Annotated in this window: 26 protein-coding genes and 1 pseudogene; 23 read left to right on the top strand and 4 right to left on the bottom strand. The window is 63.1% G+C overall.

Annotated elements, in window-relative coordinates; translation table 11 throughout:
* Positions 1-54 precede the first annotated feature (54 nt).
* Both NKJ32_RS23535 and NKJ32_RS23530 read left to right on the top strand, forming a co-directional pair.
* Positions 55-717 carry a helix-turn-helix domain-containing protein gene (locus tag NKJ32_RS23535; protein WP_352625521.1) on the top strand — a complete coding sequence of 221 codons (663 nt, stop codon included), beginning with the start codon at positions 55-57 and terminating at the stop codon, positions 715-717.
* Positions 718-748: 31 nt separating this feature from the next.
* Positions 749-1,387 carry an FMN-binding negative transcriptional regulator gene (locus tag NKJ32_RS23530; RefSeq protein ID WP_352643346.1) on the top strand — a complete coding sequence of 213 codons (639 nt, stop codon included), beginning with the start codon at positions 749-751 and terminating at the stop codon, positions 1,385-1,387.
* Between the two features lie 998 nt (positions 1,388-2,385).
* Here the strand turns inward: NKJ32_RS23530 and NKJ32_RS23525 are convergent.
* Both NKJ32_RS23525 and NKJ32_RS23520 read right to left on the bottom strand, forming a co-directional pair.
* Positions 2,386-2,895 (bottom strand): GNAT family N-acetyltransferase, encoded by a 510-nt coding sequence (locus NKJ32_RS23525; RefSeq protein ID WP_352643348.1) that lies wholly within the window; start codon positions 2,893-2,895, stop codon positions 2,386-2,388.
* Positions 2,896-3,180 (bottom strand): type II toxin-antitoxin system TacA family antitoxin, encoded by a 285-nt coding sequence (locus NKJ32_RS23520; protein ID WP_352829033.1) that lies wholly within the window; start codon positions 3,178-3,180, stop codon positions 2,896-2,898.
* A gap of 1,004 nt (positions 3,181-4,184) precedes the next feature.
* On the opposite strand from NKJ32_RS23520, the gene NKJ32_RS23515 reads away from it, so the two are divergent.
* From NKJ32_RS23515 to NKJ32_RS23410, 21 genes and pseudogenes are all read left to right on the top strand, one after another.
* Positions 4,185-5,261, top strand: a complete 1,077-nt coding sequence (locus NKJ32_RS23515; protein WP_352643350.1) for a hydrogenase small subunit — start codon at positions 4,185-4,187, stop codon at positions 5,259-5,261.
* Entirely contained in the window at positions 5,261-7,057 is a 1,797-nt protein-coding gene (locus tag NKJ32_RS23510; RefSeq protein WP_023679114.1) for a nickel-dependent hydrogenase large subunit, read from the top strand. Before NKJ32_RS23515 ends, NKJ32_RS23510 begins: the two co-directional genes overlap by 1 nt.
* A gap of 13 nt (positions 7,058-7,070) precedes the next feature.
* Positions 7,071-7,646, top strand: coding sequence for a HupE/UreJ family protein (locus tag NKJ32_RS23505; protein WP_352643352.1), 576 nt, complete (start codon positions 7,071-7,073; stop codon positions 7,644-7,646).
* 9 nt (positions 7,647-7,655) lie between these two features.
* The gene (gene cybH / locus NKJ32_RS23500) at positions 7,656-8,366 is read left to right on the top strand and encodes a Ni/Fe-hydrogenase, b-type cytochrome subunit (RefSeq protein WP_352579874.1); all 711 of its coding nucleotides are present in this window, start codon (positions 7,656-7,658) and stop codon (positions 8,364-8,366) included.
* Positions 8,367-8,880: 514 nt separating this feature from the next.
* A complete protein-coding gene (locus tag NKJ32_RS23495) occupies positions 8,881-9,570 on the top strand; it encodes a HyaD/HybD family hydrogenase maturation endopeptidase (RefSeq protein WP_352642965.1) in 690 nt (229 codons plus the stop codon).
* Positions 9,570-9,902 (top strand): HypC/HybG/HupF family hydrogenase formation chaperone, encoded by a 333-nt coding sequence (locus NKJ32_RS23490; RefSeq protein WP_023679110.1) that lies wholly within the window; start codon positions 9,570-9,572, stop codon positions 9,900-9,902. Before NKJ32_RS23495 ends, NKJ32_RS23490 begins: the two co-directional genes overlap by 1 nt.
* 4 nt (positions 9,903-9,906) lie before the next feature.
* Positions 9,907-10,350, top strand: a complete 444-nt coding sequence (locus NKJ32_RS23485) for a thioredoxin domain-containing protein (RefSeq protein WP_023679109.1) — start codon at positions 9,907-9,909, stop codon at positions 10,348-10,350.
* A gap of 25 nt (positions 10,351-10,375) precedes the next feature.
* Positions 10,376-11,221 carry a hydrogenase expression/formation protein gene (locus NKJ32_RS23480; RefSeq protein ID WP_023679108.1) on the top strand — a complete coding sequence of 282 codons (846 nt, stop codon included), beginning with the start codon at positions 10,376-10,378 and terminating at the stop codon, positions 11,219-11,221.
* Positions 11,218-11,439 (top strand): rubredoxin, encoded by a 222-nt coding sequence (locus NKJ32_RS23475; protein ID WP_023679107.1) that lies wholly within the window; start codon positions 11,218-11,220, stop codon positions 11,437-11,439. Before NKJ32_RS23480 ends, NKJ32_RS23475 begins: the two co-directional genes overlap by 4 nt.
* Position 11,440: 1 nt before the next feature.
* Entirely contained in the window at positions 11,441-12,019 is a 579-nt protein-coding gene (hybE, locus tag NKJ32_RS23470; protein ID WP_023679106.1) for a [NiFe]-hydrogenase assembly chaperone HybE, read from the top strand.
* The gene (locus tag NKJ32_RS23465) at positions 12,016-13,149 is read left to right on the top strand and encodes a hypothetical protein (RefSeq protein ID WP_023679105.1); all 1,134 of its coding nucleotides are present in this window, start codon (positions 12,016-12,018) and stop codon (positions 13,147-13,149) included. Before hybE ends, NKJ32_RS23465 begins: the two co-directional genes overlap by 4 nt.
* Entirely contained in the window at positions 13,149-13,490 is a 342-nt protein-coding gene (gene hypA, locus NKJ32_RS23460) for a hydrogenase maturation nickel metallochaperone HypA (RefSeq protein ID WP_023679104.1), read from the top strand. Before NKJ32_RS23465 ends, hypA begins: the two co-directional genes overlap by 1 nt.
* The gene (gene hypB / locus NKJ32_RS23455; RefSeq protein WP_352642966.1) at positions 13,490-14,368 is read left to right on the top strand and encodes a hydrogenase nickel incorporation protein HypB; all 879 of its coding nucleotides are present in this window, start codon (positions 13,490-13,492) and stop codon (positions 14,366-14,368) included. The genes hypA and hypB overlap by 1 nt, the downstream gene beginning before the upstream one ends.
* A complete protein-coding gene (locus NKJ32_RS23450) occupies positions 14,368-14,613 on the top strand; it encodes a HypC/HybG/HupF family hydrogenase formation chaperone (RefSeq protein ID WP_023679102.1) in 246 nt (81 codons plus the stop codon). The genes hypB and NKJ32_RS23450 overlap by 1 nt, the downstream gene beginning before the upstream one ends.
* Complete coding sequence (gene hypD, locus NKJ32_RS23445; RefSeq protein WP_023679101.1) at positions 14,610-15,755, top strand: hydrogenase formation protein HypD; 1,146 nt, start codon at positions 14,610-14,612, stop codon at positions 15,753-15,755. The genes NKJ32_RS23450 and hypD overlap by 4 nt, the downstream gene beginning before the upstream one ends.
* Positions 15,755-16,804, top strand: a complete 1,050-nt coding sequence (gene hypE, locus NKJ32_RS23440) for a hydrogenase expression/formation protein HypE (RefSeq protein ID WP_352642968.1) — start codon at positions 15,755-15,757, stop codon at positions 16,802-16,804. Before hypD ends, hypE begins: the two co-directional genes overlap by 1 nt.
* Positions 16,805-16,806: 2 nt before the next feature.
* The gene (locus NKJ32_RS23435; RefSeq protein ID WP_352642970.1) at positions 16,807-18,570 is read left to right on the top strand and encodes an enoyl-CoA hydratase-related protein; all 1,764 of its coding nucleotides are present in this window, start codon (positions 16,807-16,809) and stop codon (positions 18,568-18,570) included.
* Positions 18,567-19,145 (top strand): response regulator, encoded by a 579-nt coding sequence (locus tag NKJ32_RS35545; protein ID WP_023679098.1) that lies wholly within the window; start codon positions 18,567-18,569, stop codon positions 19,143-19,145. The genes NKJ32_RS23435 and NKJ32_RS35545 overlap by 4 nt, the downstream gene beginning before the upstream one ends.
* The gene (gene hypF, locus NKJ32_RS23420; protein ID WP_352611125.1) at positions 19,145-21,481 is read left to right on the top strand and encodes a carbamoyltransferase HypF; all 2,337 of its coding nucleotides are present in this window, start codon (positions 19,145-19,147) and stop codon (positions 21,479-21,481) included. Before NKJ32_RS35545 ends, hypF begins: the two co-directional genes overlap by 1 nt.
* Positions 21,482-21,749: 268 nt before the next feature.
* Positions 21,750-23,431, top strand: a pseudogene (locus NKJ32_RS23415) (ISL3 family transposase).
* 283 nt (positions 23,432-23,714) lie between these two features.
* Complete coding sequence (locus NKJ32_RS23410) at positions 23,715-24,680, top strand: glycosyltransferase family 10 domain-containing protein (RefSeq protein WP_198023618.1); 966 nt, start codon at positions 23,715-23,717, stop codon at positions 24,678-24,680.
* A gap of 137 nt (positions 24,681-24,817) precedes the next feature.
* On the opposite strand, the gene NKJ32_RS23405 is transcribed toward NKJ32_RS23410, so the two are convergent.
* Positions 24,818-25,171 carry a hypothetical protein gene (locus tag NKJ32_RS23405; RefSeq protein ID WP_023679095.1) on the bottom strand — a complete coding sequence of 118 codons (354 nt, stop codon included), beginning with the start codon at positions 25,169-25,171 and terminating at the stop codon, positions 24,818-24,820.
* Positions 25,172-25,369: 198 nt separating this feature from the next.
* Positions 25,370-25,735, bottom strand: coding sequence for an ATP-binding protein (locus NKJ32_RS23400; protein WP_352579643.1), 366 nt, complete (start codon positions 25,733-25,735; stop codon positions 25,370-25,372).
* Between the last annotated feature and the right edge of the window lie 152 nt (positions 25,736-25,887).

Here is a 25,887-nt window from a genome sequence, read left to right as displayed (position 1 = left end):
CAGGCCGGTCATTATATTGACCGTATAAGTGAGCCGAGGCACTAAGTCAATATAATGACCGATGTTACGACAGCGTTGGACCCCGAGCGGGTGCTTGGCCAAGCGATAGCGGTTCGGATCCGACAATTGAGGCGCGACCAAAACCTGACCCTGGATCGACTGGCAAAACTGAGCGGCTTATCCAAGGGAACCGTCGTCACGCTGGAGCAAGGCAAGGCGAACCCCAGCATCGGCATACTTTGCCGACTGGCGGCGGCGTTTTCGCTTTCGGTGGCCGATTTGTTGAATGACCATCCTTCCACAGTTCGCCTTCCTATTGAGCGGACAGAGACGAGGACGCTTTGGACAAGCGCTAAAGGAAGCTTTGCACAACTTCATTCATCGATCTCGGGACGAACGATGTTCGAACTGTGGAGCTGGGCCATTATGCCGGGCGACGTGTTTTCCTCAGATGCTCATAGTCCGGATACGCGCGAGCTGATCTCGGTGACTCAGGGGTCCCTAAGTGTCGTGGTGGGTACCCACGCAGTAATTTTGAGCCAAGGCGAGAGTGTGCGGCTTGTCACTGACCAACCGCACTCCTACGCGGCGGCATCTGATCTGCCTGCCCACTTCTCGATGGCAGTTCTTGAGCGTGGTGGACAGCGAGATCCGGGGCCCTCTTCGCCGGCAACAAAGATGCCCGGGCCCGTTCCGCAAGACACCGCCGCTCGCTAACGACCGCCCATTCGCGACAGGAGATCCACCGTTGTACGTTCCGCCCCATTTTGCCGTCCCCGATCAGAACACCCTGTTTGACCTAATCGAGAGACATCCGCTCGGTATCCTGGTCACCCACAGCAAAGGCACACTCGACGCGAACCACATTCCCTTCGAGCTTGACCGCTCGAAGGGAGACAAAGGCCTCCTCAATTGCCATGTTGCACGCAAAAATCGAGTCTGGGAGGAAGTTGCCAATGGCGATGAAGTCCTCGTTATCTTCCGTGCGGCCGACGCTTACATCTCGCCGAACTGGTATCCAAGCAAGCATGAATTCCATAAGCAGGTGCCGACGTGGAACTATCTCGTCGTCCACGCCCACGGACGCATCACTGTCCGGGATGATGAGCGCTATGTGCGCCGTAACGTGGCGAAGCTCACTCACATGCATGAAGCCTCGCAGCCTGCCCCGTGGAAGATGGGCGACGCGCCGAAGGACTTCATTGACACGATGGTTAAGGCGATCGTCGCCCTGGAAATCGAGATCACCGGCCTGGTTGGTAAATCAAAACTCAGCCAGAACAAAGAGGTGCGCGACATTCAGAACGCTGGTGAAATGCTGAATGCCCGAGGCGTCAATGGGATGGGAGAAGCGATGCTCGCGGCTGCGGCGGCCAAATCCCAATAGCATCTATCTTGTCCCGACAAGCCGCTGGTGCTGGATTTCCAAGGGGTGACCTTGAGAGACAAATGCTTCGGCTCGCCGGAAACGCGACCAGCACCTGACCACCCGCTATGCGGCAGATGGACAAGAACTCAGGCCGCCATCGCCAGCCACATCCGCAATGCCGCCGGATCGATGGAAGCTGCTTACCCCGCCAGCCTTTCCGGTCATGTCGCCTGCGTCGTCAATACCTCGAACAGCAGCCTGGCGCTTAAACCGAGTTGCGTGTTCGGTATGGCGGCACAGCGGTTTCGAGATCGGAGCCGACTGGCAGCGAACGCCACCCCACGGTGGCGATGCCTCGCAGCCAGGTTGGATGACCAAGCAGCCGGGATGTTCGGCAGGCTTGCACCCGCTTCAGATGCGAGACGGGTCAAGACGATCATCCTGCACAACGTCACGCGGCGGTGGGCCGGTTTCGAAAAGGGCCGGCCCCGGCCGTTCATACAAGTGGAGTTGGGGGCGGGGCCGGATCAAGCCTATCGGGTCAAACCCGCCGGGACCGCGCGTACATCATCCCGGCAACGCCAGGCGCTCGTCCGGCGCCATGCGGGCTTCGCTTGGCCCGCCGAATGTCTGGACCGGCATCGCGGAGCATGGCGCACCAGTCTCCCACATTGTACGTAGTCGCCATGCTGCCCCTGGCCAGATCGCAAATGACGCACGGCTTGTTCGCGATTGGCGAGCTGAAGCACGTTGACGGCCGTGCCGGGCGATGCGCCGTCCCAGACTATCATCCCAAAGTCCGCGCGCCGCGCCATCTCGCGGTCTTTGGCGGCTGGATCCAGTATCCGTAGCGCCTTCACGAGACGGGACCTGGTAGGCAGCCCAGTCGCCCAGATTATTGCTAGCTTCCTCGCTCTGACTGCCGTCTCCCTCTGGCCCTGCGTGAGGGATCGTCATCCGGCTGCAGGCCGGCGCGCCCGGACGCTGCCGCTGCCGGAGGCGCTACGCGCGTGGAGCTAGTGGCCTTTGTCGGCCAGCCAGAGGCCCACGTCCTGGATCGAGCGCATGAGCACCGACGGATTGTCCCGCGCGGGAATGAAGCCCCAGCTCTGCCAGTAGCGCTCGGCCTCGGCGTCGATCGCCCGCACCACCACTGCGCGGCCGCCGACGATGTCGGCGCCGGCGACGCAGCGATGCAGCGCGTCCTTGACCAGGCCGCTGCCGATGCCTTGTCCGGCATAGCGATGGTCGACGGCGAGTTGTGCAATCAACAGGCAGGGGATCGGATCGGGCGGCCGTCCGGTGCGGATGGCGCGCGGTGCGCTGTTTGGCTGGATCACGCCCGGCGCGAGGCCGTAATAGCCGACGACTGTTCCCTCATCGTGAACGACCAGAACGCGGGTAAAGCCGCGGACCTGGTTCGTTCGCGCGAAGCCGGCCAGCCAAGCATTGAGCGCCGGCTTGCCGCAATCGAAGCTGTCGAGGCGGTGCGCGTCGTCGAGGAGTTCGATGCCTGAAAGCGCCACCTAACGGTCCCAGGGCGGGGACCGACGCAGCCGCTCGGCCGCCTTCGGCGGGGGCGCAGCGGCGGGGGCTGAGATCGCCTGCATGAAGGCGTCATAAGCTTCCGGGGACACGCGGATGACGGTTTCGTTGAGGATGGCCGCCTGCGCCTCGTGCAGCGCGGCGCGCCGCATGAACTCCGTGCGCGACAGGCCGAGCAGCTCCGCGCCGCGGTCGATGATGATGAGATCATCGTCGCGAAACCGCATCGAGACGGGTGTTTCCTTCCTGGTGGCTGTGGTGGCCATGGCGCGCTCCTGTGCTGCGGACGTATATACGGTAGTGTAACGCGGAACGCAATACTTCGTTCCCTGGTGACGTCTCGTGGACGGATGGCCTCAGGACTCCTCGCCGCATCGGTTCTTCTCGGCTTCTCGCCTGCAATCGCCATTGCCGCAACCCAGAGCAAGGTGGCTTTGGTCAGCTCCGGCGGATCAATTACGGCTTAGGACGCGCATGTGTTCTTATCGGCCGGATGAGCGGCTCCAGAAGCGAAGTCGCTGCCATGACTGTCGCCGACGAGCCCCGGCTATGCCGAACCCTGATGAACATCTGACGCGATGGCGACTTTCGAGCCGTCACGCCACAAAGGAGGAACGGCTATGAAGGCTGGGCGGCGGCACTTTCATTCTCAGGCACCGCTCTATGCCACCTGCCGGCCAAGCGCAGTTGGCACAAATCTTGAACCTCTCTTTGCGCGGCGGCAGGAGCTGCAATCGCACGTTCGGCCTCACGCAATGAAAGACCGGTCACGACCGCGGCACGTGCAGCCTCAGAAAAACCAGTCTGCATTTTATTCAACGGCTTAGCTGCGAGTGCGGCGGCGCGCGGCCGAACATCACCGTGTCGCGGATGCGACAAACCCGACAACAGCGGTTTCAACGCAAGCGGCGACGAGTAGATGGTGCAAATCTCGCGATTCCCAGTCTGCGGTAGCCGCGCAGGCCAAGCGCGATCTGCTCGGCCGTCCTGACAAGCCGCGCGTGGCTCTGGGCGAGGTCGGTCGAGGCCCGCCGAAATCCCGTCGGCACCCGCCGCCAGGCCTCTTCGCTCGTCTCGCCGCATCACGGAAACTTTGTTCGAAATCTGCCAGCCCGGTTTCCACTCCTTTGCCGGCGACCGGAACAAGTCAACGCCTCGAAGAGCATCTGAGTTTTGAATTTATTCGGCTTTTTAACTCTGGCATCGGACTTGCTCCGCCTTCGCATGTCCGCGGCACCAGGAGACGCCGCCGCCTGTGGAGGAAGGCCTGATGCAACAAACATTCTACGAGGTCATGCGCCGACAGGGGATCACCCGCCGAAGTTTCCTGAAATTCTGCAGCCTGACGGCGGCTTCCCTCGGCCTTGGACCGGCCTTTGCGCCGAAAATAGCTTACGCGATGGAGTCCAAGCCGCGCATTCCGGTGCTGTGGCTGCACGGGCTTGAATGCACTTGCTGCTCCGAAAGCTTCATCCGCTCGGCGCACCCGCTCGCCAAGGACGTCGTGCTGTCGATGCTTTCACTCGATTATGACGACACGCTCATGGCGGCCGCCGGCCATCAGGCCGAGGCGATCGTCGACGAGGTCGTCGAACAGTACAAGGGCAACTACATCCTCGCGGTCGAAGGCAATGCGCCGCTCAACGAGGACGGCATGTTCTGCATCATCGGCGGCAAGCCCTTCGTCGACCAGCTCAACCATGCCGCCTCCGACGCCAAGGCGATCATCTCCTGGGGCTCCTGCGCCTCCTGGGGCTGCGTGCAGGCCGCGCGGCCGAACCCGACGCGGGCCACGCCCGTCCATAAGGTTCCGGGCCTGCCGGACAAGCCGATCATCAAGGTTCCCGGCTGCCCGCCGATCCCAGAAGTGATGACGGCCGTCATCACCTACATCCTGACTTTTGAAAAATTCCCAGAGCTCGACCGGCAGGGCCGGCCGAAGATGTTCTACAGCCAGCGCATCCACGACAAATGCTATCGGCGCCCGCATTTCGACGCCGGCCAGTTCGTCGAGTCCTTCGATGACGAGGGCGCGCGCAAGGGCTATTGCCTCTACAAGGTCGGCTGCAAGGGACCGACCACTTACAACGCCTGCTCGACGGTGGGCTGGAACGGCGGCCTCTCCTTCCCGATCCAGGCCGGCCATCCCTGCATCGGCTGCTCCGAGGACGGCTTCTGGGACAAGGGCGATTTCTACAGCCGCCTGACCCGCGTCCACGGCTTCGGCATCGAGGCCGATGCCGACAGGATCGGCACGACGGCCGCGACCGTCATCGGCGCCGCCGCGGCCGCGCATGCGGCGGCGAGCGTGGTCAAGCGGATGCGCGAAAAGGGAGGGAACAAGTGATGGTCATCCAGACGCCGAACGGCTTCAATCTCGACACCTCCGGCCAGCGCGTGGTCGTCGATCCGGTCACGCGGATCGAAGGCCATATGCGCTGCGAGGTGAACATCGACGAGAACAACATCATCCGCAACGCGGTCTCGACCGGCACCATGTGGCGCGGGCTCGAGGTCATCCTCAAGGGCCGCGACCCGCGCGACGCCTGGGCCTTCACCCAGCGCATCTGCGGCGTGTGCACCGGCACGCACGCGCTCACCTCGGTGCGTGCGGTCGAGGACGCACTGGGCATCATAATCCCGGAGAACGCCAATTCGATCCGCAACATCATGCAGCTCTCGTTGCAGGTGCACGATCATCTGGTCCACTTCTACCACCTGCACGCGCTCGACTGGGTCAATCCGGTTAACGCATTGAGAGCCGACCCGAAGGCGACGTCGGAGCTGCAGCAGGCGGTTTCGCCGAGCCACCCGATGTCCTCGCCGGGCTATTTCCGTGACATCCAGAACCGGCTGAAGAAGTTCGTCGAGAGCGGCCAGCTTGGGCCGTTCAAGAACGGCTACTGGACCAACCCGGCCTATCTGCTGCCGCCGGAGGCCAATCTGATGGCGGTGACGCACTATCTGGAAGCGCTTGACTTCCAGAAGGAGATCATGACGACGCGCACGATCTTCGGCGGCAAGGACATCCATCCCAACTGGCTGGTGGGGGGCGTGCCTTGTGCGATCAACATCGACGGTGAGATGGCGGCCGGCGCGCCGATCAACATGGAGCGGCTGAACTACGTCCGCAGCGTCATCGAGCGCGCCATCGCCTTCGTCGACAACGTCTACATCCCCGACATCATCGCGATCGGCAGTCTCTACAAGGGCTGGCTCTATGGCGGCGGGCTGTCGGGCAAGAGCGTTCTTGCCTATGGCGACATCCCCGACAAAGCCAACGACTATTCGGCAGCCAACCTGATGATGCCCCAGGGCGCGATCATCGATGGCAACCTCAAAGAGGTGCTGCCCGTTGACGTGCGCGATCCCGAGCAGATCCAGGAGTTTGTGCCCCACTCTTGGTACAAATACCCGGACGAGGCGAAGGGCCTGCATCCATGGGATGGGATCACGGAGCCGAACTATCAGCTCGGGCCGAATGCCAAGGGCACGCGCACCGACATCCGCGAAATCGACGAGAGCGCGAAATATTCCTGGATCAAGGCGCCGCGCTGGCGCGGCCATGCGATGGAGGTAGGGCCGCTCGCCCGCTATGTCGTCGGCTACGTCCAGGGACACGAGGAGATCAAGGAGCAGGTCGACTCGACGCTGCGGGCACTCGGCGTACCGCTGACGGGGCTGTTCTCGACGCTCGGCCGCACCGCTGCGCGCGCGCTGGAAGCACAGTGGGCGGCCCGCAAGCAGGTCTACTTCATGGACAAGCTGATCGCCACCATCAAGGCTGGAGACAGCTCGACGGCCAATACCCAGAAATGGGATCCGAAGTCCTGGCCCGCCGAAGTCAAGGGGGTCGGCTTCACCGAAGCGCCGCGCGGGGCGTTGGGCCACTGGATACGCATCAAGAACGGCCGGATCGAAAACTACCAATGCGTCGTGCCGACCACCTGGAACGGCTCGCCACGCGACCATGCCGGCAATATCGGCGCCTTCGAAGCGTCGCTGATGGAGACCAAGGTGGAGCGGCCGGAGGAGCCGGTCGAGATCCTGCGGACGATCCACAGCTTCGATCCGTGCCTTGCCTGTTCGACCCATGTCATGGGTCCGGACGGACAGGAACTTGCCAATGTCAAAGTGCGCTAGGGGAGGAACCGAAATGAGACACGCTATCCTGAAACTTGGCGCCGCAGCTTCGCTCGCGGTCCTTGCCAGCCCGGCGCTCGCCCATGTCGGCGCAGGGCATGCCGACGGGTTCGCCGCCGGCATCGCCCATCCGCTGATGGGACTCGACCACCTTCTCGCCATGGCGGCGGTCGGGGTCTGGTCGGCGGTGGCCATGCCGTCGCGGGTCCTGGTGGCGCCAGCAACCTTCGTGGCGATGATGATGACGGGTGCGGCGTTGGCCTTTGCCGGCATCGGCCTGCCAGCGGTCGAAGGCATGATCGCGCTATCCGTGCTTGCTCTCGGCATCATGATCGTCGCCGGTGCCGGCCTTCCCGGCATGCTCGGCATCGGCCTTGCCGGGTTCTTCGCCCTCTTCCATGGCCATGCCCATGCGAGCGAGACGACCGGCGCGGCACTTGCCTATATTGCCGGCTTCACGCTCTCGACCGCGGCGCTGCATCTGGCCGGCACCGGCATCGGCCTCAGGCTCGCGTCGTCGCCTTGGGCGCGCGCCGGGCTCGGCATGGTCATTGCCGGCTCCGGCGCTACGCTCGTGTTCGGCGGCTAGGGGGCGGCCATGAGCGCGAGCCAAACTCCGCATGGCGAAGAAGGGGTCTATGTCTACGAGGCGCCGCTGCGCCTCTGGCACTGGGTCAATGCCTTCGCCATCCTCATGCTTGCCGGCACCGGCTACCTGATCGGCTCGCCGCCGCCGGCGGTTGGCGGCGAGGCGAGTTCCAGTTTCCTCTTCGGCTGGATACGCTACCTGCATTTCGTTGCGGGCTATGTCCTGATCGTCGGCTTCGCATTCCGCATCTACTGGGTCTTCGCCGGCAACGAGCATTCCCGGCAGATATTCCTCCCGCCTGTCTGGAACGGACGGTTCTGGAAGGAGCTCTGGCACGAGGTGCTCTGGTACGCCATGCTGGTGAGCGAGCCGATGAAGTATTCCGGGCACAACCCGCTCGCGACGCTCGCCATGCACTTCCTGTTCGTCTGGTTCACCATCTTCATGATCGTGACCGGACTGGCGCTCTACGGCGAGGGGGCCGGCATGGGGTCCTGGCAGTACGACCTGTTCTCGAGCTGGGTCATCCCACTTCTCGGTCAGAGTCAGGACGTGCATACCTGGCACCATCTCGGCATGTGGGTGATCATCTGCTTCGTGATCATCCATATCTATGCCGCGGTGCGCGAGGACATCATGTCGAAGCAGTCGATCATCTCCTCGATGTTCTCCGGCTGGCGGACCTTTCGCGGCAACGGCGCGCCTCGTGATTCCCACTAGGACTTTCGCGACCTCACCTGCCGGGGGGGGGGGGGGGGGGGGTGTCGGCCCGGTGCGGGGCCTTTGTTTTTACCTTTGTGCTTCTTCCCCGCCCGCTCGGGGCGGGGGGGGGGGCGCCCCCCCCCGGCTCTTTTCTTCAAGACGGGTTCGATCCACACTTCGTCTCGGCTTGCCTCGACACCTCTCCTCCGTTCGACGGGGAGAGGAAGTGCCAACCGCAACGCCCGGCGCCCTTCCTCTATCCCTTTCAGGGCAAAGGTGCGGAGCGAGGCGGAGTGGGGAGGGCGAGTGACGCAAACTTTCCATCGGCCTGGAATTTCGGTTCTCAGTCCGGCCGTTGCCGTATCCGTCAATGGAAGGATACTTTCCGTTTGTGCGGGAAAATCGTCATCGCGCTTTCCATACGCGTCGTTCGCTATCCAGAGATCAACCTATTTCGCAACCATTTGCCGGCCCCCGGCCAATTGGCCCGCCTCTTGCTGCTGGAAGAAAAAGATCGAAGGGAGGCTTCCCAATGAACGACGCGCCACAGGTGCTCGTGCTCGGCATCGGAAATCTGCTATGGGCGGACGAGGGCTTCGGCATCCGCGTGGTGGAGGAGTTCCACCGGCTCTGCGAAACGGCGGACAACGTCCGGGCCATGGATGGCGGCACGCAGGGCATCTACCTCCTCCAACATATCCGCGAGGCCGACATCCTCGTGGTGTTCGACGCGGTCGACTACGGCTTGGCGCCCGGCACGCTGAAGCTCGTCGAAGGCAGCGAGGTGCCGGCCTTCCTCGGTGTGAAGAAGATTTCGCTCCACCAGACTGGCTTTCAGGAAGTTCTCGCCATGGCCGAGATGATGGGTGACTATCCCGCCCATCTCCTTCTCGTCGGCGTGCAACCGGTCGAGCTGGACGACTACGGCGGCAGTCTCCGGCCCGCGGTGAAGGCTCAGATCGAGCCTGCAATCGGGATCGCCATCGAGTGGCTCGCCTGGCTCGGCGCGACGATCGCCAAGCGCACCGAACCGCTGGCCGAAGAAGAGACGCTCGCCTCGCGCGAAATGCGCATCGGCATCTACGAGAGCGGTCGACCCCGACCGGAAGAGGCCTGTCGTCACGGCGACGCGCGGCTTCTCGCGAATGGTGCCTTCGCTGGTCCGGCGAATTTCGAGTGCGAGGTCGACGCGCTTTTGCAATCGTCTGGAAGGCAGGGCTGATGTGTGTCGGCGTTCCCTTCCAGGTGGTTGAATGCAGCGGCGGCATTGCCCTGTGCACCGGTCGCAGCGGCACGCGGCGCCTCGATATGACCCTGGTGGGCGACCAGCCAGCGGGTACGTGGATACTCGCCTTCCTCGACACCGCGCGCGAGACTGTCACTGCCGAGACGGCGCGCCTGATCGCCGACGCGATCGAAGCGACGGAGCGTGCGCTCGCCGGCGACACCGACCTCGACCACCTCTTCGCCGACCTGGTCGGCCGCGAGCCGCAACTGCCGGAGCATTTGCGGCCGGGGCAAGCCCTTTCACCGCAAGGCACGGAGGACGCCTGAGTCCATGTTTTCACCCGTTCTCACCATGATGATGGAGCGCCACCGCATCCCGGTGGTTGACGAGGCGAACATCGACGCATTCGCCGAGGCCCACGACCTCACCGCGCTGTTTTTTCCCGGTGACTGGTTGCGGCTCGCCGAGAGCAACGATGTGGCGGTGATCCTCCCGGAGCTGGTGCAGGCCTTCCAGGGCGTGTTCAAGCCCGCCGTGGTATCGCGCGAGAGCGAACGCGAGCTGCAAAGCCGCTATCGCTTCGACGCCTTCCCGGCGCTTGTCTTCCTGAGGAACGGCGAATATCTCGGCGCCATAAAGCGCGTGCTCGACTGGGAAGACTACCTCACTGAGATCGACGGCAAACTGAGGCGCGGGCCGAGCGCGCCGCCGCGTTTCGAGCTTCCCGAAGCCTGCGCGACCCACGACCGTCACGACCACGATCATTTCCAGTGAGCGAAAGCGGCCGGGAGGGCGCATCATGGCAGCATCGCTATTCGGCGGCATCGGGCCGGGTTCACAGCCGAGCGAAGGGGACGGCAGCGACTTGCAGTATATGGAAATGCCGAAGGGCATGGCGACCTCTGCGTCACCCATGTTGCCGGAGAAGGAAAATGTCGCCGGGCTCGAAGCTGCTTTGGCGGTGCTCTCCGCGCTGGCTGAAAGCCTCGGCCGGTCCTCGCCGGATTGCGAAAACGCGGTGCATGATCTTTCCGGCCTCGACGACGCCAATCTTGCGCTGATCGACCAGGCGCTGGGCGAGGGCGAGGTCTTGATCATCTGCGGCGACGACCTGAAGGCTCAGGAGTCGGTGCTCGCCGGTATCTGGCGCGTGCGCCAGACCGGAACGGATGGCAGGCTCGTGCGCGATTTCGTCGAGGTCGGCGCCTTTCCCTCGGCCGTGCTGGAGAGGGCCTTCGCCGGCTGCCGCAATACGCTCGCTGCGCCGGCGACCTATCCGACGGGCGTCTTCAACGCGCCGCCGCTGATTTCGGAGCTCAATGGCCGCATCCCGCTCGTCGGGCCCGACGTCGGGCCGCACGCCATAAACCTGTCGCTGCTGCCGCACACTGAAGAGGACTTGACCTTCCTCGACGGCCTGCTTGGCCACGGGCCGGTGGTCGTGCTGTCGCGTGGCTACGGCAATTGCCGCGTGACCACGACGGGGACGCGCGGCGTCTGGTGGGTGCGCTTCTTCAATTCGACCGACGATCTCATCCTCAACACGATCGAGGTCACGGCCTTGCCGGGGGTGGTCCGCGCTGCGCCCGAGGATATTGCGGACAGCCGCCAGCGGCTCCTCGAAATCCTGGAGGTCTACCGGTGAACGACTCCTTCTTTGCCGGTTCATATGGCGGCGACAATGCCAAGATCGGCCCGATGTCGCGGCTCGAATGCAGGATTTGCTGGCATGTCTACGACCCGGCTGAGGGCGACGACTACTGGCAGATCCCGCCCGGCACGCCCTTCGCCGAACTGCCGGCGAACTGGAGCTGCCCCACCTGTGACGGCTCCAAGCAGGGCTTCATGGTCGTGAGCGATTGACATGGATCATTCGCAAGCCGTCGCTGCCCATCTAGAGTTCGTGTTTCAGCGGATCGAACGGACGGCCATGGCAGGAATTCCGATCCTCAATCCGGCGCTTTGCGTCAGCGCGGTGGGCGTGCGGCAGTGGCAGGGCAAATGGCTCGCGGTTCTTGTCACGCCCTGGTTCATGAACCTCGTGCTTCTACCATTTGGCGACGGGCAAGCGCGCCCGCGCGTGCCTACGGGCACGAAGGAGCATGCATCATTCCCGGCGGGCCGGTTCGAGTTCTTCCGGGCCTATGAAGAGGAGCTCGGCTGCTACCGCATGTGCTCGCTGTTCTCGCCGATGTTCGAATTCGCCGACCAGGAGAGTGCGCAAGAGGCCGCGCGGCAGGTGCTTGCGGAACTGTTCAACCGTGAGGCGGAAGAAGACGAAGACGGCGAGATGATCCGTGTCTGGGAAGGCCGGCTACCTGAGGAAGAGGCAAGCGCGTTGGACGAGGTTGAGACTGCCGGAACACCCGCGAGCTCCCAGCCGGCGAAATTGACCCGCCGCTGGCTGTTCGGTTTGGGCGACAAGGAGGAGACCGCTGCATGAGCGTTGATGGCCGCGTCTCCATCGATCTCGTCTGCGATGGCGGTCGCGTTATGGAAGCCATCGTCACGCCGCCGCGCCCGGTTGCGCTTGGCCCGATCGTGCGAGCCCGGCCGGTGACGGAGGTCATCTCGGCGATCGGTTCGCTGTTCAGTGTCTGTAGTATTGCGCAGTCGGCGGCGAGCGTTGAGGCAGCCGAGGCGGCCCTGGAGATCGGGACGGACCGGCGCACGAAGCAAGCGCGGCGGCTTCTTGTGCTTACCGAAACGCTGCGCGAGCACCTGCTGCGCATTGGCTTGGATACTGCCAGTCTCGCGGGCGAGCCTGCGGACGGTAAAACCCTGCGCCGGTCTATGCGCCTGCCGCAGCGCCTCAAGCAGGCACTTTTTCCAGGCGGGAATGCGTTCGTTCCCGGCGTGTGCGTGGGGATTCCGGGCGCGGACGCTGCCGAAACGGCCGCCGAAGCGAGCCATCTAACGCAGTCCGTGGTCTACGAAGGCGAAAAGCCGCTTGGCGAGATGGATCGCGATGCGTTCGCGCAGTGGGCTATGGAGCGCGGCACGATTGCGGCCCGTCTCATCGCCCCGGTCTTGGCAAGGGGCTGGGCCATGATAGGCCACCCCGAAACGACAAACGGGGGAAACGAACATTTGCCGAAGGAAACGTCGGCCGACACGAGCTGCCTCGCCAGGCAGGCTGGTGCGCCGCTCGTTCGCGCTTTCCTTTCCGAAAACGGTGGAGCCGGCCTGGCCGCGCGGCTGGCTGCCCGCGTGGTCGAGGCATCGACGCTGCCGGCGCAGATCGCCGGAGGGCTCGCGGCCCTGCGGGATGTCGCGGAGGGGTCCGAAGTGCCTACGCGCGAAGTCTTTCGCGACGAGAACGGGGGCCGCTCTGCTACTGCCTTCGCCGAGGCAGCACGCGGCCGGCTGGAACATCGGATTGTTTTGAACGACGACCGAATCGCCGACTACGCCATCACGGCTCCGACCAGCATTCATTTCGCCGAGAGCGGCATTGCCGCGAGCTCGCTTTCGGCGCTCGCTGCATCCAGACGTGAAGATCTGGCGGTCCAGGCCGATCTCCTGGTCCGGGCCATCGACCCCTGCGTCGGCTACGATATCAGGCTCCGCTGATGCACGAGATGGCGATATGCGAGAGCGTCCGTGGCATCATCGAGGAAGAGGCCGCGAGACAGGATTTTCGGAAGGTGGGCCGCGTCTGCATGGAAATCGGGCGGCTATCCGCTGTCGAGGTCGAGGCGCTGAAGTTCGGCTTCGATGTCGTCATGCGTGGCTCTCTGGCGCAAGACGCAAGGCTGGAAATCGTCGAGACGGAAGGCAGGGCCTGGTGCATGCCTTGCGGCCAGAGCGTGCCGATCGCGGCACGCTTTGATCCATGCCCGGACTGCGGAAGCCATCAGCTGCAGGTGACCGGCGGCCAAGAAATGAAGATCAGGGAATTGGAGGTGAGCTGATGTGCACTATTTGCGGATGCGGCGAGGGCGCCGTCCGGATCGAGGGCAAGGCGCATGGCCATCACCATCATCACGGCCACGATCATGATCACCACCACGATCATGATCGCGGCCCCCATCATGACGATCATGTGCACGATTGTGGCTCGGGCCCCGGTGGCACCCGTGCGCCGGGCATGAGCCAGGCGCGGATGGTCAAGCTGGAAAAGGATATCCATTCCAAGAACAACGAGTATGCCGATGCGAACAGGAAAATGTTCGCCGAGCGCGGCGTGCTTGCGCTCAACCTCGTCTCCAGCCCCGGCTCTGGCAAAACGACGCTGCTTTGCCGCACGATCGAGGCACTGAAGGGCAAGTTGCCGATCGCCGTGATCGAGGGCGACCAGCAGACTTCCAATGATGCCGACCGCATCCGCGCCACCGGCGCGCCCGCGATCCAGGTCAACACCGGCAAGGGCTGCCACCTCGACGCGCATATGGTCGGCCATGCCGCAGATCACCTCGACCTTGCCGAAGGAGGCCTGCTCCTCGTCGAAAACGTGGGAAACCTCGTCTGTCCGGCGGGCTTCGACCTAGGCGAGGCACACAAGGTGGTGGTGCTCTCAGTCACCGAGGGAGAGGACAAGCCATTGAAATATCACGACATGTTCGCCGCCGCCGATCTCATGATCCTCAACAAGACTGACCTGTTGCCGCATCTCGACTTCGACGTGGAGGCCTGCATCGCCAACGCCCGAAAGGTGAACCCGCGGATCAAGGTGCTGAGGGTTTCCGCGCGCACGGGCGAGGGGATGTCGGACTGGACGGCCTGGATCGGCGCGGTCCGCGCCATGGCGCTAGTCGGCCATCGGCGGGCGGCCGAGCTCGGAGCAGCCTGATGTGCCTGGCCATTCCCGCCCGCGTCGTTGAACTGCTCGATGACGACATGGCCGTGGTCGCGTTCGACAGGGTCACGAAGCGCATCTCATTGGCTTTGGTGGCAGACGTTTCGCTTGGCGATTTCGTGCTCGTCCATGTCGGTTATGCGCTCCACAAGGTGAGCCCCGAGGAGGCCGAGCGCACGCTGCAGCTGATGGCCGAAGCGGGCGTGCTGGAGGAGGGGCTGGAGGAGATTTCGGCGTGAAATATGTCGACGAATATCGCGACCAGGAGCTTGCGAAGACCATCGCCGGCGCCATCGCGATCGAGGCTGATCCGGAAAAGAGCTACCATTTCATGGAGTTCTGCGGTGGGCACACGCATGCGATTTTTCGCCACGGCGTGCAGGACCTGATGCCGCAGAACGTGCATTTCGTGCACGGACCCGGATGCCCCGTTTGCGTGCTTCCCATCTCTCGCCTCGACGATGCGGTGGAGCTCGCCGAGCGGCACGGGGTCATCCTTTGCACCTACGGCGACATGATGCGCGTGCCGGGCACCAAGCAACGCAGCCTGATCCGCGCCAAGGCGGACGGAGCGGATGTCCGCATGGTCTATTCAACGCTCGATGCCCTAAAGATCGCGCGTGAAAACCCCGAGCGGCAAGTCGTCTTCTTCGCCATCGGTTTCGAAACCACGACGCCGCCGACGGCCGTCGCGATCAAGACGGCGCAAGCCGAGGGGTTCAAGAATTTCAGCGTGTTCTGCAACCATGTGCTCACGCCGGCCGCGATCTCTCACATTCTTGAATCGCCGGAAGTGCGGGAACTGGGCATCGTCAAGATTGACGGGTTTCTGGGACCTTCGCACGTCTCCTCCGTGATCGGCTCGCAGCCATATGAATTCTTTGCCGAGGAATTCCAGAAGCCGGTTGTCATCGCCGGCTTCGAACCGCTGGACGTCATGCAGTCCATCCTGATGCTGATCCGGCAGGTCAATGAAGACCGGCACGAGGTCGAGAACGAATATACCCGCGTCGTGACCGAGGAGGGCAACCTCAAGGCGCAGGCACTGGTGAGCGAGGTCTTCGAGCTGCGCAAGACCTTTGACTGGCGCGGCCTCGGCACCGTGCCCTACAGCGCCCTGCGCATCCGCGACGCTTATGCCGATTTCGACGCCGAGAAGCGTTTCGAGCTGTCGGTCAAGGCTTCGCGCCAGGTGAAGTCCTGCGAATGCCCTTCGATCCTGCGCGGGGTGAAGAAGCCGACCGACTGCAAGCTGTTCGGCACCGTGTGCACGCCGCAGAACCCGATTGGCTCATGCATGGTCTCCTCCGAAGGCGCCTGCGCGGCCTACTGGACCTATGGCCGTTTCCGCGAGCCGAAGCTGTTGGAGGCGGCGGAATAATGAGCGCGAACGATCCCAGCCTAGCCGTCACCACCTCGTCGGTCCGCGGCGCGGTGGACATGACGCATGGCGCGGGCGGCCGCGCGATGGCCGAGCTGATTCGGGATATTTTTCAAAGACATCTGGCCAACGAGTTCCTGGCCCAGGCTAACGACGCGGCCCTGCTCGGCACCGTCTGCGGACGCCTGGTGATGGCAACGGACGCGCATGTCATCTCGCCTCTGTTCTTTCCGGGCGGGGATATCGGAGCACTGGCGGTCCACGGCACGATTAACGACGTCGCCATGATGGGCGCGCGGCCGCTCTGGTTGTCCGCGTCCTTCATCCTGGAGGAAGGTTTTCCGTTGGCCGAACTGGAAAGAATAGTTGTTTCAATGGCTTTTGCCGCCCGGGAAGCAGGCGTACCCGTGGTTACGGGCGACACCAAGGTGGTGGAGAAGGGCAAAGGCGACGGCGTTTTCATCTCCGCGACCGCTGTTGGCGTGCTGGCGGACGGCACAGACATCTCCGGAAGCAATGCCCGGCCGGGCGATGCAATCCTTGTCTCCGGCACCATGGGCGACCACGGAGTCGCAATCCTGTCGAAGCGCGAACACCTTGATTTTGAAACGGAAATTATCTCCGACAGCCAAGCTCTGCACGATCTGGTGGCGGCGATGCTTGGCTCCGTTCCTGGTATCCGGGTGTTGCGTGACCCCACGCGCGGCGGACTGTCGGCGACGCTGAACGAAATCGCGCAGCAGTCCAAGGTCGGAATGGTAATCCGGGAAGCGGCGGTTCCGGTGAAGCCGGAGGTCGCGGCGGCGTGCGAACTGCTCGGCCTCGACCCGCTGAATGTTGCCAACGAAGGCAAGCTGATCGCCATCTGCGTGGCGCAAGACGCGAAGACTTTGCTCGCCGAGATACGCGCTCATCCCATGGGCCGGGATGCCGCAATCATTGGCGAAGTCGTCACAGACCAGCATGCGCTGGTGCGGATGAAAACGAGACTTGGCGGTATGCGCATGGTCGACTGGATCGCCGGGGAACAGCTCCCGAGGATCTGCTGAAGATGCGCATTCTGCTTCTCGTCACCGCCTTCAACGCCTTGAGTCAGAGGATTTTCGTGGCGCTTGGCGAGCACGCACACGAGGTCTCGGTCGAGATGGACGTCAACGACGAGCGGACCATGGAGGCGGTAGATTTGTTTCGGCCGGACCTCGTTATTGCCCCGTTTCTGAAGCGGGCAATCCCGAAAGAAGTCTATGAAAATCGATGCTGTATGATCGTTCACCCAGGCATCGTCGGCGACCGCGGCCCCTCCGCGCTGGACTGGGCGATGGTGGACGGGGCGACGCAGTGGGGTGTCACGGTGCTGGAAGCGGCGGCCCAAATGGATGCGGGGCCGGTCTGGGCGAGCGCCACCTTCGCGATGCGAAAGGCGACGAAATCGAGCCTCTACAGCAACGAGGTGACCGACGCGGCGGTGACGGCGGTGCTCGAAGCGATCGCGCGGTTCGAGCAGGGCGAAAAGCCGATTGCCCTGGAAGAACAATCTGTAGCGCCGCTGGGCCGGTGGCGGGACGCGATCAAACAGGCGGACCGGCGGATCGATTGGGCTGCCGACACGACCGAAACGGTGCTGAAGAATATCGCAGCAGCCGACGGCGCGCCCGGCGTGCGGGACGAACTTTTCGGCGAAACGGTCTTCCTTTTCGACGCGCGAGACGCACGTGAACCAGGGGGTGACTTGCCTCTCGCGCGGGGTGAACGGGGCAAGATATCGCTCCCCGAGCCGGGAGTGGTCGCCGCCAGAAGCGGGCCGGCGATCGCCATCGTCACCGTCGACGGCGCGTTGTGGATCGGCCATGTCCGGCATCCCAATTCGCCACACCCGTTCAAGCTGCCGGCGACCATGGTCTTCGCGAAGGAAGTTGCAGACCTGCCGGAGATCCCGCTCAATTCACCGGGCGGTTATCAGGACATCATCTACGAAGAAGAAGCTGCGGTCGGCTATCTGCACTTCCCCTTCTATAACGGTGCAATGGGAAAGGACGCCTGTCGAAGACTTTTGGACGCTTATACAAAAGCGACGGAGCGTCCGACCAGGGCGATCGTGCTGTGCGGAGGGCCGCAGTTCTGGTCCAACGGGCTCGACCTCAACCGGATCGAGGCGGCCGACAGCGCGGCCGACGATTCCTGGGTCAACATCAATGCCATCGACGACCTCGCCGATGCGATCATCCGCACGACAAGCCACATCACCGTAGCAGCGCTTGCCGGAAATGCGGCAGCGGGCGGCGTGTTTCTCGCCCGCAGCACCGACCAGCTCTGGATGCGCTCGAGCGTCATCCTCAACCCGCATTACAAGGACATGGGCAATCTCTACGGCTCGGAGTTCTGGACCTATCTCCTGCCGAGCTGCTGCGGGACTGAGAATGCCCGCCGGATCGCGGCAGCGCGCCTGCCGATGGGCGCGAAGGAGGCGCTGAATCTGAATCTGGCCAACCGGGTGTTCGCGGGGGCAAGCGAGCTGTTCACGGCGCAAGTGAGGGCGTCGGCTGCCGCGCTGGCCGGGAGCGAAGAGTTTCCGGGGTTGCTCGCCGAAAAACAAGCCCGGCGCGCAGCCGACGAGGCGGCCAAGCCGCTTTGCGCCTATCGCGAGGAGGAGCTTTCGCGGATGCGCCGCAATTTCTATGGCTTCGACCCAAGCTACCACGTCGCGCGGCATAATTTCGTGCACAAGGTGCCGAAGTCGCGCACCCCAGTGACGATCGCCCGCCACCGCGACGTCGCCTGGCAGGCCGGCCGGGAGGGAAGGAAAAAGGCATCGTGAGCGACCTGCCGGGCATATTGATCGTCGACGACGAAATCCGCTCGCTGGAGGCGCAACGGCGCGTCCTGAGCGAGGATTTCGATGTCCACGTAGCCAGCGACACCAAGGCCGCCAGCTCGATCCTGGAGATGGAATGGATCCAGATCATCCTGTGTGACCAGCGCATAGCCGGCACCTGCCGCACCGAGTTCCTGAAGCAGGCGCGCACCCGCTGGCCGGACATCGTGCGCATGATCATCTCGGGCTACACCGACGCGCATGACACCATCGACGGCATCAACGAGGCCGGCATCTACCAGTACATCACCAAGCTCTGTCATCCGGAAAACCTCACGCTCACGCTGAAGAACGGGGTGCAGCTCTTTCTCCAGATCGCGGTTCGTCGCCGCCACCACGCGCAGATCGACCTGCTCTACGCATTGCAGAACTTTTCGCCACGCGACTGGGCCGGCAATCGTGGCCCGCTGGAGCTGGCGCTCGAAGGTGCGCCGGTGCGGCTCGGCGAGACCGAGCCGGTTGCAGTCCAGCACATCGTGCGGTCGTTGGACCCGTGCATAGTGTGCACGGTGCGCTGATGGGCCCGCCGCTCGCCGAGCCCGCAGTGGAGGGACGCCTGGTCCGGGTGACGGGGCTGGTGCAAGGCGTCGGCTTCCGGCCGACAGTGTGGCGCATCGCGACCGCTATGGGGCTATCGGGTCACGTCCGCAACGATGCTGCAGGCGTGGAGATCGCGCTGTGGTGCAGCGATGCCGAGTTCGAGACCTTCGCGGACAGGCTAAAGGCGCAATGCCCGCCGTTGGCGCGGATCGACGGGATCGAGACGGCGACGCTTGAGGGGCCGCGGCCGGCGGGCGGCTTCGCCATAGCGGCGAGCGCGGGCGGGCGGGTGAAGACCGGCATCGTGCCCGATGCCGCCTGCTGCCTGGAATGTCTTGCGGAAGTGCTCGACCCCAAGGACCGGCGCTATTTCTACCCGTTCGCCAATTGCACGCATTGCGGGCCGCGTCTGTCAATCGTCAAGGCTATCCCCTATGACCGCCGCTCGACCGCTATGGCACGATTTTCGACCTGCGAGGAATGCCGGGCCGAGTATGAAAATCCGGCCGACCGCCGCTATCACGCCCAGCCGATCGCCTGCCCGGCCTGCGGCCCGCGCGTCTGGTTGGAAGGTCCAGACCACGTCGTGGTCGGCGGCGGCCCGCAGGCGGTGATCCGCGAGGCGGCGGCGCTGATCGGGGAAGGGCGGATCGTCGCGATCAAGGGCATCGGCGGGTTCCACCTCGCCTGCGACGCGACGGACGAAGCGGCGGTGGCGCAGCTGCGCGCCCGCAAGAAGCGCGACGGTAAGCCGTTCGCGCTGATGGCGCGCGACTTGGAGCAGCTTGCCGAATTCGCGGAGCTGTCGGGCGAGGAGCGCGTGGCGCTTGCCGCCCGAGCGGCGCCGATCGTGCTGGTGAAGCGCCGTGACAGCTGCGGCGTTGCGGCGGGCGTGGCGCCGCAGCACGAGCGGCTCGGTTTCATGCTGCCCTACACGCCGTTGCATCATCTCTTGCTGCGGGCGCTGGACGGTCCGGTGGTGATGACCTCCGGCAATCGTTCGGGCGAGCCGCAATGCACGGACAATGACGAGGCGCGGCAGGAGCTTGCCGGGATCGCCGACTTCTGGCTGATGCACGACCGCGAGATTGTCAACCGGCTCGACGACAGCGTGGTGCGATTCGACGGGCACGGCATTTCGGTGTTGCGGCGCGCGCGCGGCTTCGCGCCGGAGCCGCTGGCGCTGCCGGCGGGCTTCGATGGCCCGGTCAGGGCGCTGGCTGCGGGCGGCGACCTAAAGGCCGCGTTCTGCCTGGCGGGCGACGGCAACGCGCTGCTGTCGCAGCATCTCGGCGACCTCGACGAGCTGAAGAACCAGAACGCGTGGAGGCAGGCGTTGGGGCTGTATCGAAGCCTGTTCGACACGAAGCCGGACCTCATTGTGGCCGACCGGAATCCGGGCTACCGTTCGACCCAGCTTGCCATGGAGCTTGCCCGTGAGACCGCGGCGAGGTTTGTGCAGGTCCAGCACCATCACGCGCATCTCGCCTCGTGCCTTGCCCAGCACGGCCGCGCAATCGACGCACCGCCGGTGCTGGGCATTATCCTCGACGGTCTCGGATACGGCGATGACGGCACGATCTGGGGCGGCGAGTTCCTGCTCGGCGGCTATCGAGGGTTCCGGAGGCTGGCATACTTCGAGCCGGTCGCCATGCCCGGCGGCGACAAGGCCAGCCTCGAGCCGTGGCGCAATGCCTATGCGCATCTGCGGGCGGCTTTCGGTCCGGATTTCCTGGCCAAGCTTCCTGCCGATCGGCCCTTCGTCCCCGCCTTGGCCGAAAAGCCGCTTCGGGTGCTGGACCGGATGATCGAGAGGGGCGTCAATGCTCCGCTTGCCTCCTCGGCGGGGCGGCTTTTCGATGCCTGCGCGGCAGTCCTCGGCATCTGTTTGGAGCGCCAGAGCTACGAGGGGCAAGCCGGCATGGAGATGGAGGCGCTCGCCAGCCCGTTCATGGATGCGGCCGAGGCTTGGCCAGCAACCTCGCGGAAGGGACCGGTTATCTCCTGGAAAGGTCTGTGGGAAGCGCTTCTTTGTGATCAGGCTTTGGGCGCCGAAACCGGGCTGATTGCTGCGCGCTTCCACAGGACGCTGATAGAGATCATCTCGCGGAAGGCCATCGGACTCACTAACGAAAACGGCGTCGGCACGGTCGCACTGTCCGGTGGCGCTTTCCAGAATCGGCTGCTGCTCAAAGGCGTACTTGCCGAGCTCACAGTCGCAGGATTGGAGGGGCTGGCGCACGTAAGCATTCCCGCAAACGACGGCGGTCTGGCGCTCGGCCAGGCAACGATCGGCCTAGCCCTTTCGCATTGAGACCAATCGTTGAAGAAAAAATATCAGCATCGTCCAAATAAGGCGCTGCGCATTGTGACGTGCGGCGGCCAGCTTTGCGCATTTCGTCCGGGCCGTGAGTGGCTGATCGCGTATGGCCGGGTAAAAGGACTAGCCAGGAATGATGCTCCGAGGGAATCGTCGAGGACGGGTACGCAGCCAAGGATCGTGTCGCTTGGCAGTTAATGGGGCTCTGCCTCACTTTGTGTGGTTCATTCGCCGTTGGCGAGGGATGCCGCTATGTGCGGGCATGCGAACGAAAACAAAATGGTCACGCGGCCCAGGGGCTAAAATACGGGGTGTCGCGCTCACTGATGATGACAGTTGGCTTGTTTCCGCTGCCGGACCGGCGTTCGGCATTTTGCCCAGATTGCGGACGACGGACCCGAAGTCGGCATGGCTGGTCCAACCGCAGCCTTCAGAATCTGCCGGTCCAGGGCAAGACCGTGACGGTGAAGCCTCGGTTGAGCCGCTGGCGGTGCGCACATCAGAAATGTGAACGACAAACATTCACCGACCGTCTGCCGACGATTGCTTCCCCTTGGAGGGTCGCGGAGATTGTCGGTCTGCTCGGCCATAGCACCGGCGGCCGTCCCGGCGAGCGCTTGATGCGACGGCTCGGCATGCCGGTCTGCGACGACACTATCCTGTGGCAGCTGAAGCGAGATGCCGCGGTCGCTCACAGCAACTCCACCATTCGGGTCGTTGGCATCGATGACTGGAGCTGGCGGCGATCATGGCGCTACGGCACGATGATCGTGGACCTGGAGCGCCATTCGGTTGTCGACATCCTGGATGACAGAAGCGTGGCGAGTGCGTCGCAATGGCTAGAGCGGCACCCTTCCGTCGAGATCGTGAGCCGAGACCGATGCGGGCTCTATGCGCAAGCTGTTCGCGAGGGTGCACCGCAAGCGCGCCAGGTGGCTGATCGGTTCCATCTCATGTAGAATCTGCTGGTCGCAATCGAGGAGCAGATGAGCCTTTCGGGCCGCGCCACGGGGCCTGCATTGCTGCCCGATAAGGGTATCGGGAGCGCGCAAGTCGATCTGATGCAGGATGATCCGCACGTTGACGCAACGCATCGGCGCCGGGTGCGCCACGCTCATCGACAATCGCGGCAGACGGTGTTCGAAATGGTTCACGCCTTGCGCAAGGAAAGGGCTGTCCTGTTCCGAGATCGCCCGTCGTACCGGCTACGGCCGGCGCAGCATCGCCAAATGGCTGAATTTCGACACGCCACCCGACCGACGCAGGGCCGCGTCGAGCCGACGTCACCCTTATATTTCGAGGCGTTTCTTAGCCAGTCCTGGAGAGACGGCAATCGCTGCGGACGACACCTGTTCCACGATATCAAACAGCGCGGCTACACGGGCAGTTTCTCGAATCTGGAGCGGCTTCTCCCAAGCTGGCGCCGCGCCGAGAGGACGGGCGAGGACAGTGCGTCGCCTGCTTCGATCATACGCCATCAACCAGCCCGCGATGCTGTCCCCATCCAGGATCCGGCGACCGGCCATGTGATCTCGCCGGTAGTCGCCGCGGCCCTCTGCATGAAGGCCCGGGGTATGCTGACGATCAACCAGGCGAGAAAGGTCGACGTCCTGAAGCAAGGATCACATGAGTTTGCCACGATGCGCAGGCTTGCCATGCGCTTCCGCGGCATTTTGCGGGGCCTGTGAATTGGACAAGCTCGACACTTGGATCGAGGATGCCGTCAACTCCGGGCTCGTCGCCATCACGCGTTTCGCTCGGGTCCTACGCCGTGACGTTGACGCCGTTCGCAATGCCATTGAATTACGGTGGAGCAACGGCCAGGCGGAAGGGCAGATCAACCGCCTGAAGACGATCAAGCGTGCGATGTACGGCAGAGCGGGCTCCGAACTCCTTAGGGCACGCATGCTGCCACTCAACCGGCCTGATCACCACACAAAGTGAGGAAGAACCTGGTTAAGTGCAAAGCGACAATTGCCTCGACGGCGGGTCCCGGCAGGTTTATGCTGCCCAATGTTACCGCAATCCGGAATGGCGATTGAGTACCTTCACGAGTGAAGGGATTCCCGCGGTCTTAGAGATGAGTTGTCGAATGGCGCGAAGTCGCACAGAATCGTGTGTTTGATATCGATCAGGATCGCGAGCTATTTCAGGCGCAGAGAGGTGTTGCGCCCGATGCACAAGTTGCTCCCGGTCCAACGGAAGTGAATGGGGTGGAACTGCTTTGTTGGCCAAATTGTTGACGGAACGTCCGGCGCCCATTGTTGCTACATGTCTGGATTCTTGGGGCGTTTTGGATGATGCAATCCACCATCTCACTCCAAAGGGCAGTGGAATCTGGAACAATGTCGCTTTTGTACGCACGACATCCTTCGTGCCCGATTGGCATATCGTCTTTAACTCTGCTTCTCTTTTTGGGCTCCCTGTTGATATCGAGGCGAGCCCAAACAGGACAATTTTTGCAATCGGCGAACCGCCGACGAAAGCTCATCGCGCATTTCATGAAGGGCAGGGGAAAAATACTATCGTCCTGACGTCTGACGCAGAGCTGGCTGCTCGGCAGAATGCAGGGCGCCGATTCGTTTTGGCTCCACCTATCACTCGGTCTTGGTCTGTAAACAAGACATATGACCAACTTCTGGTCAGCGAAGTCGTGGACAAGCCGCTTCGGCTCTCATGGATTACCAGTAACATCGCCCTGCTTAAAGGGCATCGATATCGGCTGGCGTTTCTGGAACGGCTGAGAGAGGAGCTCGATTTTGACCTGTTCGGCCGAGGTTTTCGGCTGATTGGAGATAAATGGAACGCACTCGCACCTTACCGTTACAGTATAGCTTTCGAGAATACTCGTGCTGATTACTATTTTACAGAGAAGCTTATGGACTGCTTCGTTGCTGAAACAATGCCGATCTATTACGGCAGCCCGGCAATCACGAGGTTCTTCCCTTCGGACTCAATGGTTCTGATTGACCCAGAGGACAAGAACGTAATCCAAAAAATTCAAGAAATCATCAACTCGGACCTCTGGAAGGAGCGTCGCGGCGCAATACGAGAGGCGAAGCGGTTGGTCCTCGAGAAATACAATACGTTTGCTTATCTCGCGGGCTTCATCGAAAGCGTTCAGGATAAACCCTTACCGCCAGAAATTATACACATCGATTCGCCTGAGGTCGATTTTGGAATAGACGAATGAAGTACTCCAACGCTCGCTTCGCGTGCCCGGCGGTTGGTGGTCTGGCGAGATCGGTACGGAAAGCTCGGCGGAGAATGCCTACTGCGCAGAACGGCCGGTACGGGCGCACGAGGTCATGCGCCCCCGGCTGCCGCTGATTAGACGAACTGGGGAAGGCCAGGAACTGAATTGAGGACCTCGTCCACGAGTTCGTCGCCGACACGTTCCTTGGTGAAGGCGATCGTCTCGTTGGCGAGGCCGGCGATCTTTGCCATGCTGAGACCCTCACTCATCAATTGCTGGCCGAGCCCCATAAGGCCGCCACCCTCTGGGTCGTCGCCATGATACTTCGCTACTAATTCCGAAGCTCCCGGAATGGCCTCGATCATGCGGGCAACGGGACCGTCGGCCGCGTGGCTTTGCAGGAAACCCAGCATTAACCCAACGGCCTTCTCTGCGAGAGCCGGGCCGATGCCGGCACCAGTGGCGATGCGCGGTAAGAATTCTTCCATGCAGGGTCTCTCTCTCTTTACACGGGGCCGGTCCGGCGCCCAGCGCCCTTGGCCGAACCACAATTGAACTCCACAAAAATAGGCCGAGCGGAAGTGCTATTGCGCGTAAAACCGCCTCTGTCAACGCAAGCTGCGTCGGACGTGCGTATTTCGCAAAAACGAGACAGTCGTTCCGCTAAATCGGGGACAGCAGTTTCACTAATTCGCGGACAGCAGGATGGGGTCGGCGCTCGGTTGCCTGGTTGAAGTCATTTGCGATTGATTTCGCCGTTTTCGGCGCCGGTCAAGGGCGGCGGTGTTTTTTGCTTTCTCATGCTCGCCGATCATGGCGTGCCACTGGGCGATCGGCAGTTGGGCGGTGATCAGCGTTGATTTCCGGCGATAGCGTTCCTCGAAGATTTCCAGCAGATCGAGACGCTGCTGGTCGGTCAGGCTGTGGGTGCCCCAGTCGTCAAGGATGAGCAGTTGCACCCGAGCCAGCTTGTCGATGAGACGGGGAAAGCGGCCGTCGCGACGCGCCAGGGCGAGATCTTCGAACAGACGCGGCATGCGCAGGTAGAGCACGGAATGATTCGAGCCGGGCGGCCTGACGTCCGAAGGCGCAGGCCAGCCAAGTCTTTCCGGTGCCGGGCGGACTGGGCTCATAATGCCCGTTATCAGGATGGCGAGGCAAAGAAGATTGTCCGTTACGCCTTTCATCCACGTTCGGGCGGGGA

Source organism: Mesorhizobium sp. M0159, assembly GCF_040322295.1.
Classification (GTDB): Bacteria; Pseudomonadota; Alphaproteobacteria; order Rhizobiales; family Rhizobiaceae; genus Mesorhizobium.
The sequence above is the reverse complement of the archived record's forward strand: the minus strand, read 5'-3'. Positions and strand labels throughout refer to the sequence as shown.

Coding starts and splice junctions, on each gene's coding strand:
- hybE (WP_023679106.1), top strand. CDS start 11,441: ATGGATCATTCGCAAGCCGTCGCTGCCCATCTAGAGTTCGTGTTTCAG.
- NKJ32_RS23510 (WP_023679114.1), top strand. CDS start 5,261: ATGGTCATCCAGACGCCGAACGGCTTCAATCTCGACACCTCCGGCCAG.
- hypE (WP_352642968.1), top strand. CDS start 15,755: ATGAGCGCGAACGATCCCAGCCTAGCCGTCACCACCTCGTCGGTCCGC.
- hypA (WP_023679104.1), top strand. CDS start 13,149: ATGCACGAGATGGCGATATGCGAGAGCGTCCGTGGCATCATCGAGGAA.
- NKJ32_RS23535 (WP_352625521.1), top strand. CDS start 55: ATGACCGATGTTACGACAGCGTTGGACCCCGAGCGGGTGCTTGGCCAA.
- NKJ32_RS23465 (WP_023679105.1), top strand. CDS start 12,016: ATGAGCGTTGATGGCCGCGTCTCCATCGATCTCGTCTGCGATGGCGGT.
- cybH (WP_352579874.1), top strand. CDS start 7,656: ATGAGCGCGAGCCAAACTCCGCATGGCGAAGAAGGGGTCTATGTCTAC.
- NKJ32_RS23515 (WP_352643350.1), top strand. CDS start 4,185: ATGCAACAAACATTCTACGAGGTCATGCGCCGACAGGGGATCACCCGC.
- NKJ32_RS23520 (WP_352829033.1), bottom strand. CDS start 3,180: ATGGCCACCACAGCCACCAGGAAGGAAACACCCGTCTCGATGCGGTTT.
- NKJ32_RS23485 (WP_023679109.1), top strand. CDS start 9,907: ATGTTTTCACCCGTTCTCACCATGATGATGGAGCGCCACCGCATCCCG.
- NKJ32_RS23435 (WP_352642970.1), top strand. CDS start 16,807: ATGCGCATTCTGCTTCTCGTCACCGCCTTCAACGCCTTGAGTCAGAGG.
- NKJ32_RS23450 (WP_023679102.1), top strand. CDS start 14,368: ATGTGCCTGGCCATTCCCGCCCGCGTCGTTGAACTGCTCGATGACGAC.
- NKJ32_RS23480 (WP_023679108.1), top strand. CDS start 10,376: ATGGCAGCATCGCTATTCGGCGGCATCGGGCCGGGTTCACAGCCGAGC.
- NKJ32_RS23495 (WP_352642965.1), top strand. CDS start 8,881: ATGAACGACGCGCCACAGGTGCTCGTGCTCGGCATCGGAAATCTGCTA.
- NKJ32_RS23405 (WP_023679095.1), bottom strand. CDS start 25,171: ATGGAAGAATTCTTACCGCGCATCGCCACTGGTGCCGGCATCGGCCCG.
- NKJ32_RS23490 (WP_023679110.1), top strand. CDS start 9,570: ATGTGTGTCGGCGTTCCCTTCCAGGTGGTTGAATGCAGCGGCGGCATT.
- hypB (WP_352642966.1), top strand. CDS start 13,490: ATGTGCACTATTTGCGGATGCGGCGAGGGCGCCGTCCGGATCGAGGGC.
- NKJ32_RS23505 (WP_352643352.1), top strand. CDS start 7,071: ATGAGACACGCTATCCTGAAACTTGGCGCCGCAGCTTCGCTCGCGGTC.
- hypF (WP_352611125.1), top strand. CDS start 19,145: ATGGGCCCGCCGCTCGCCGAGCCCGCAGTGGAGGGACGCCTGGTCCGG.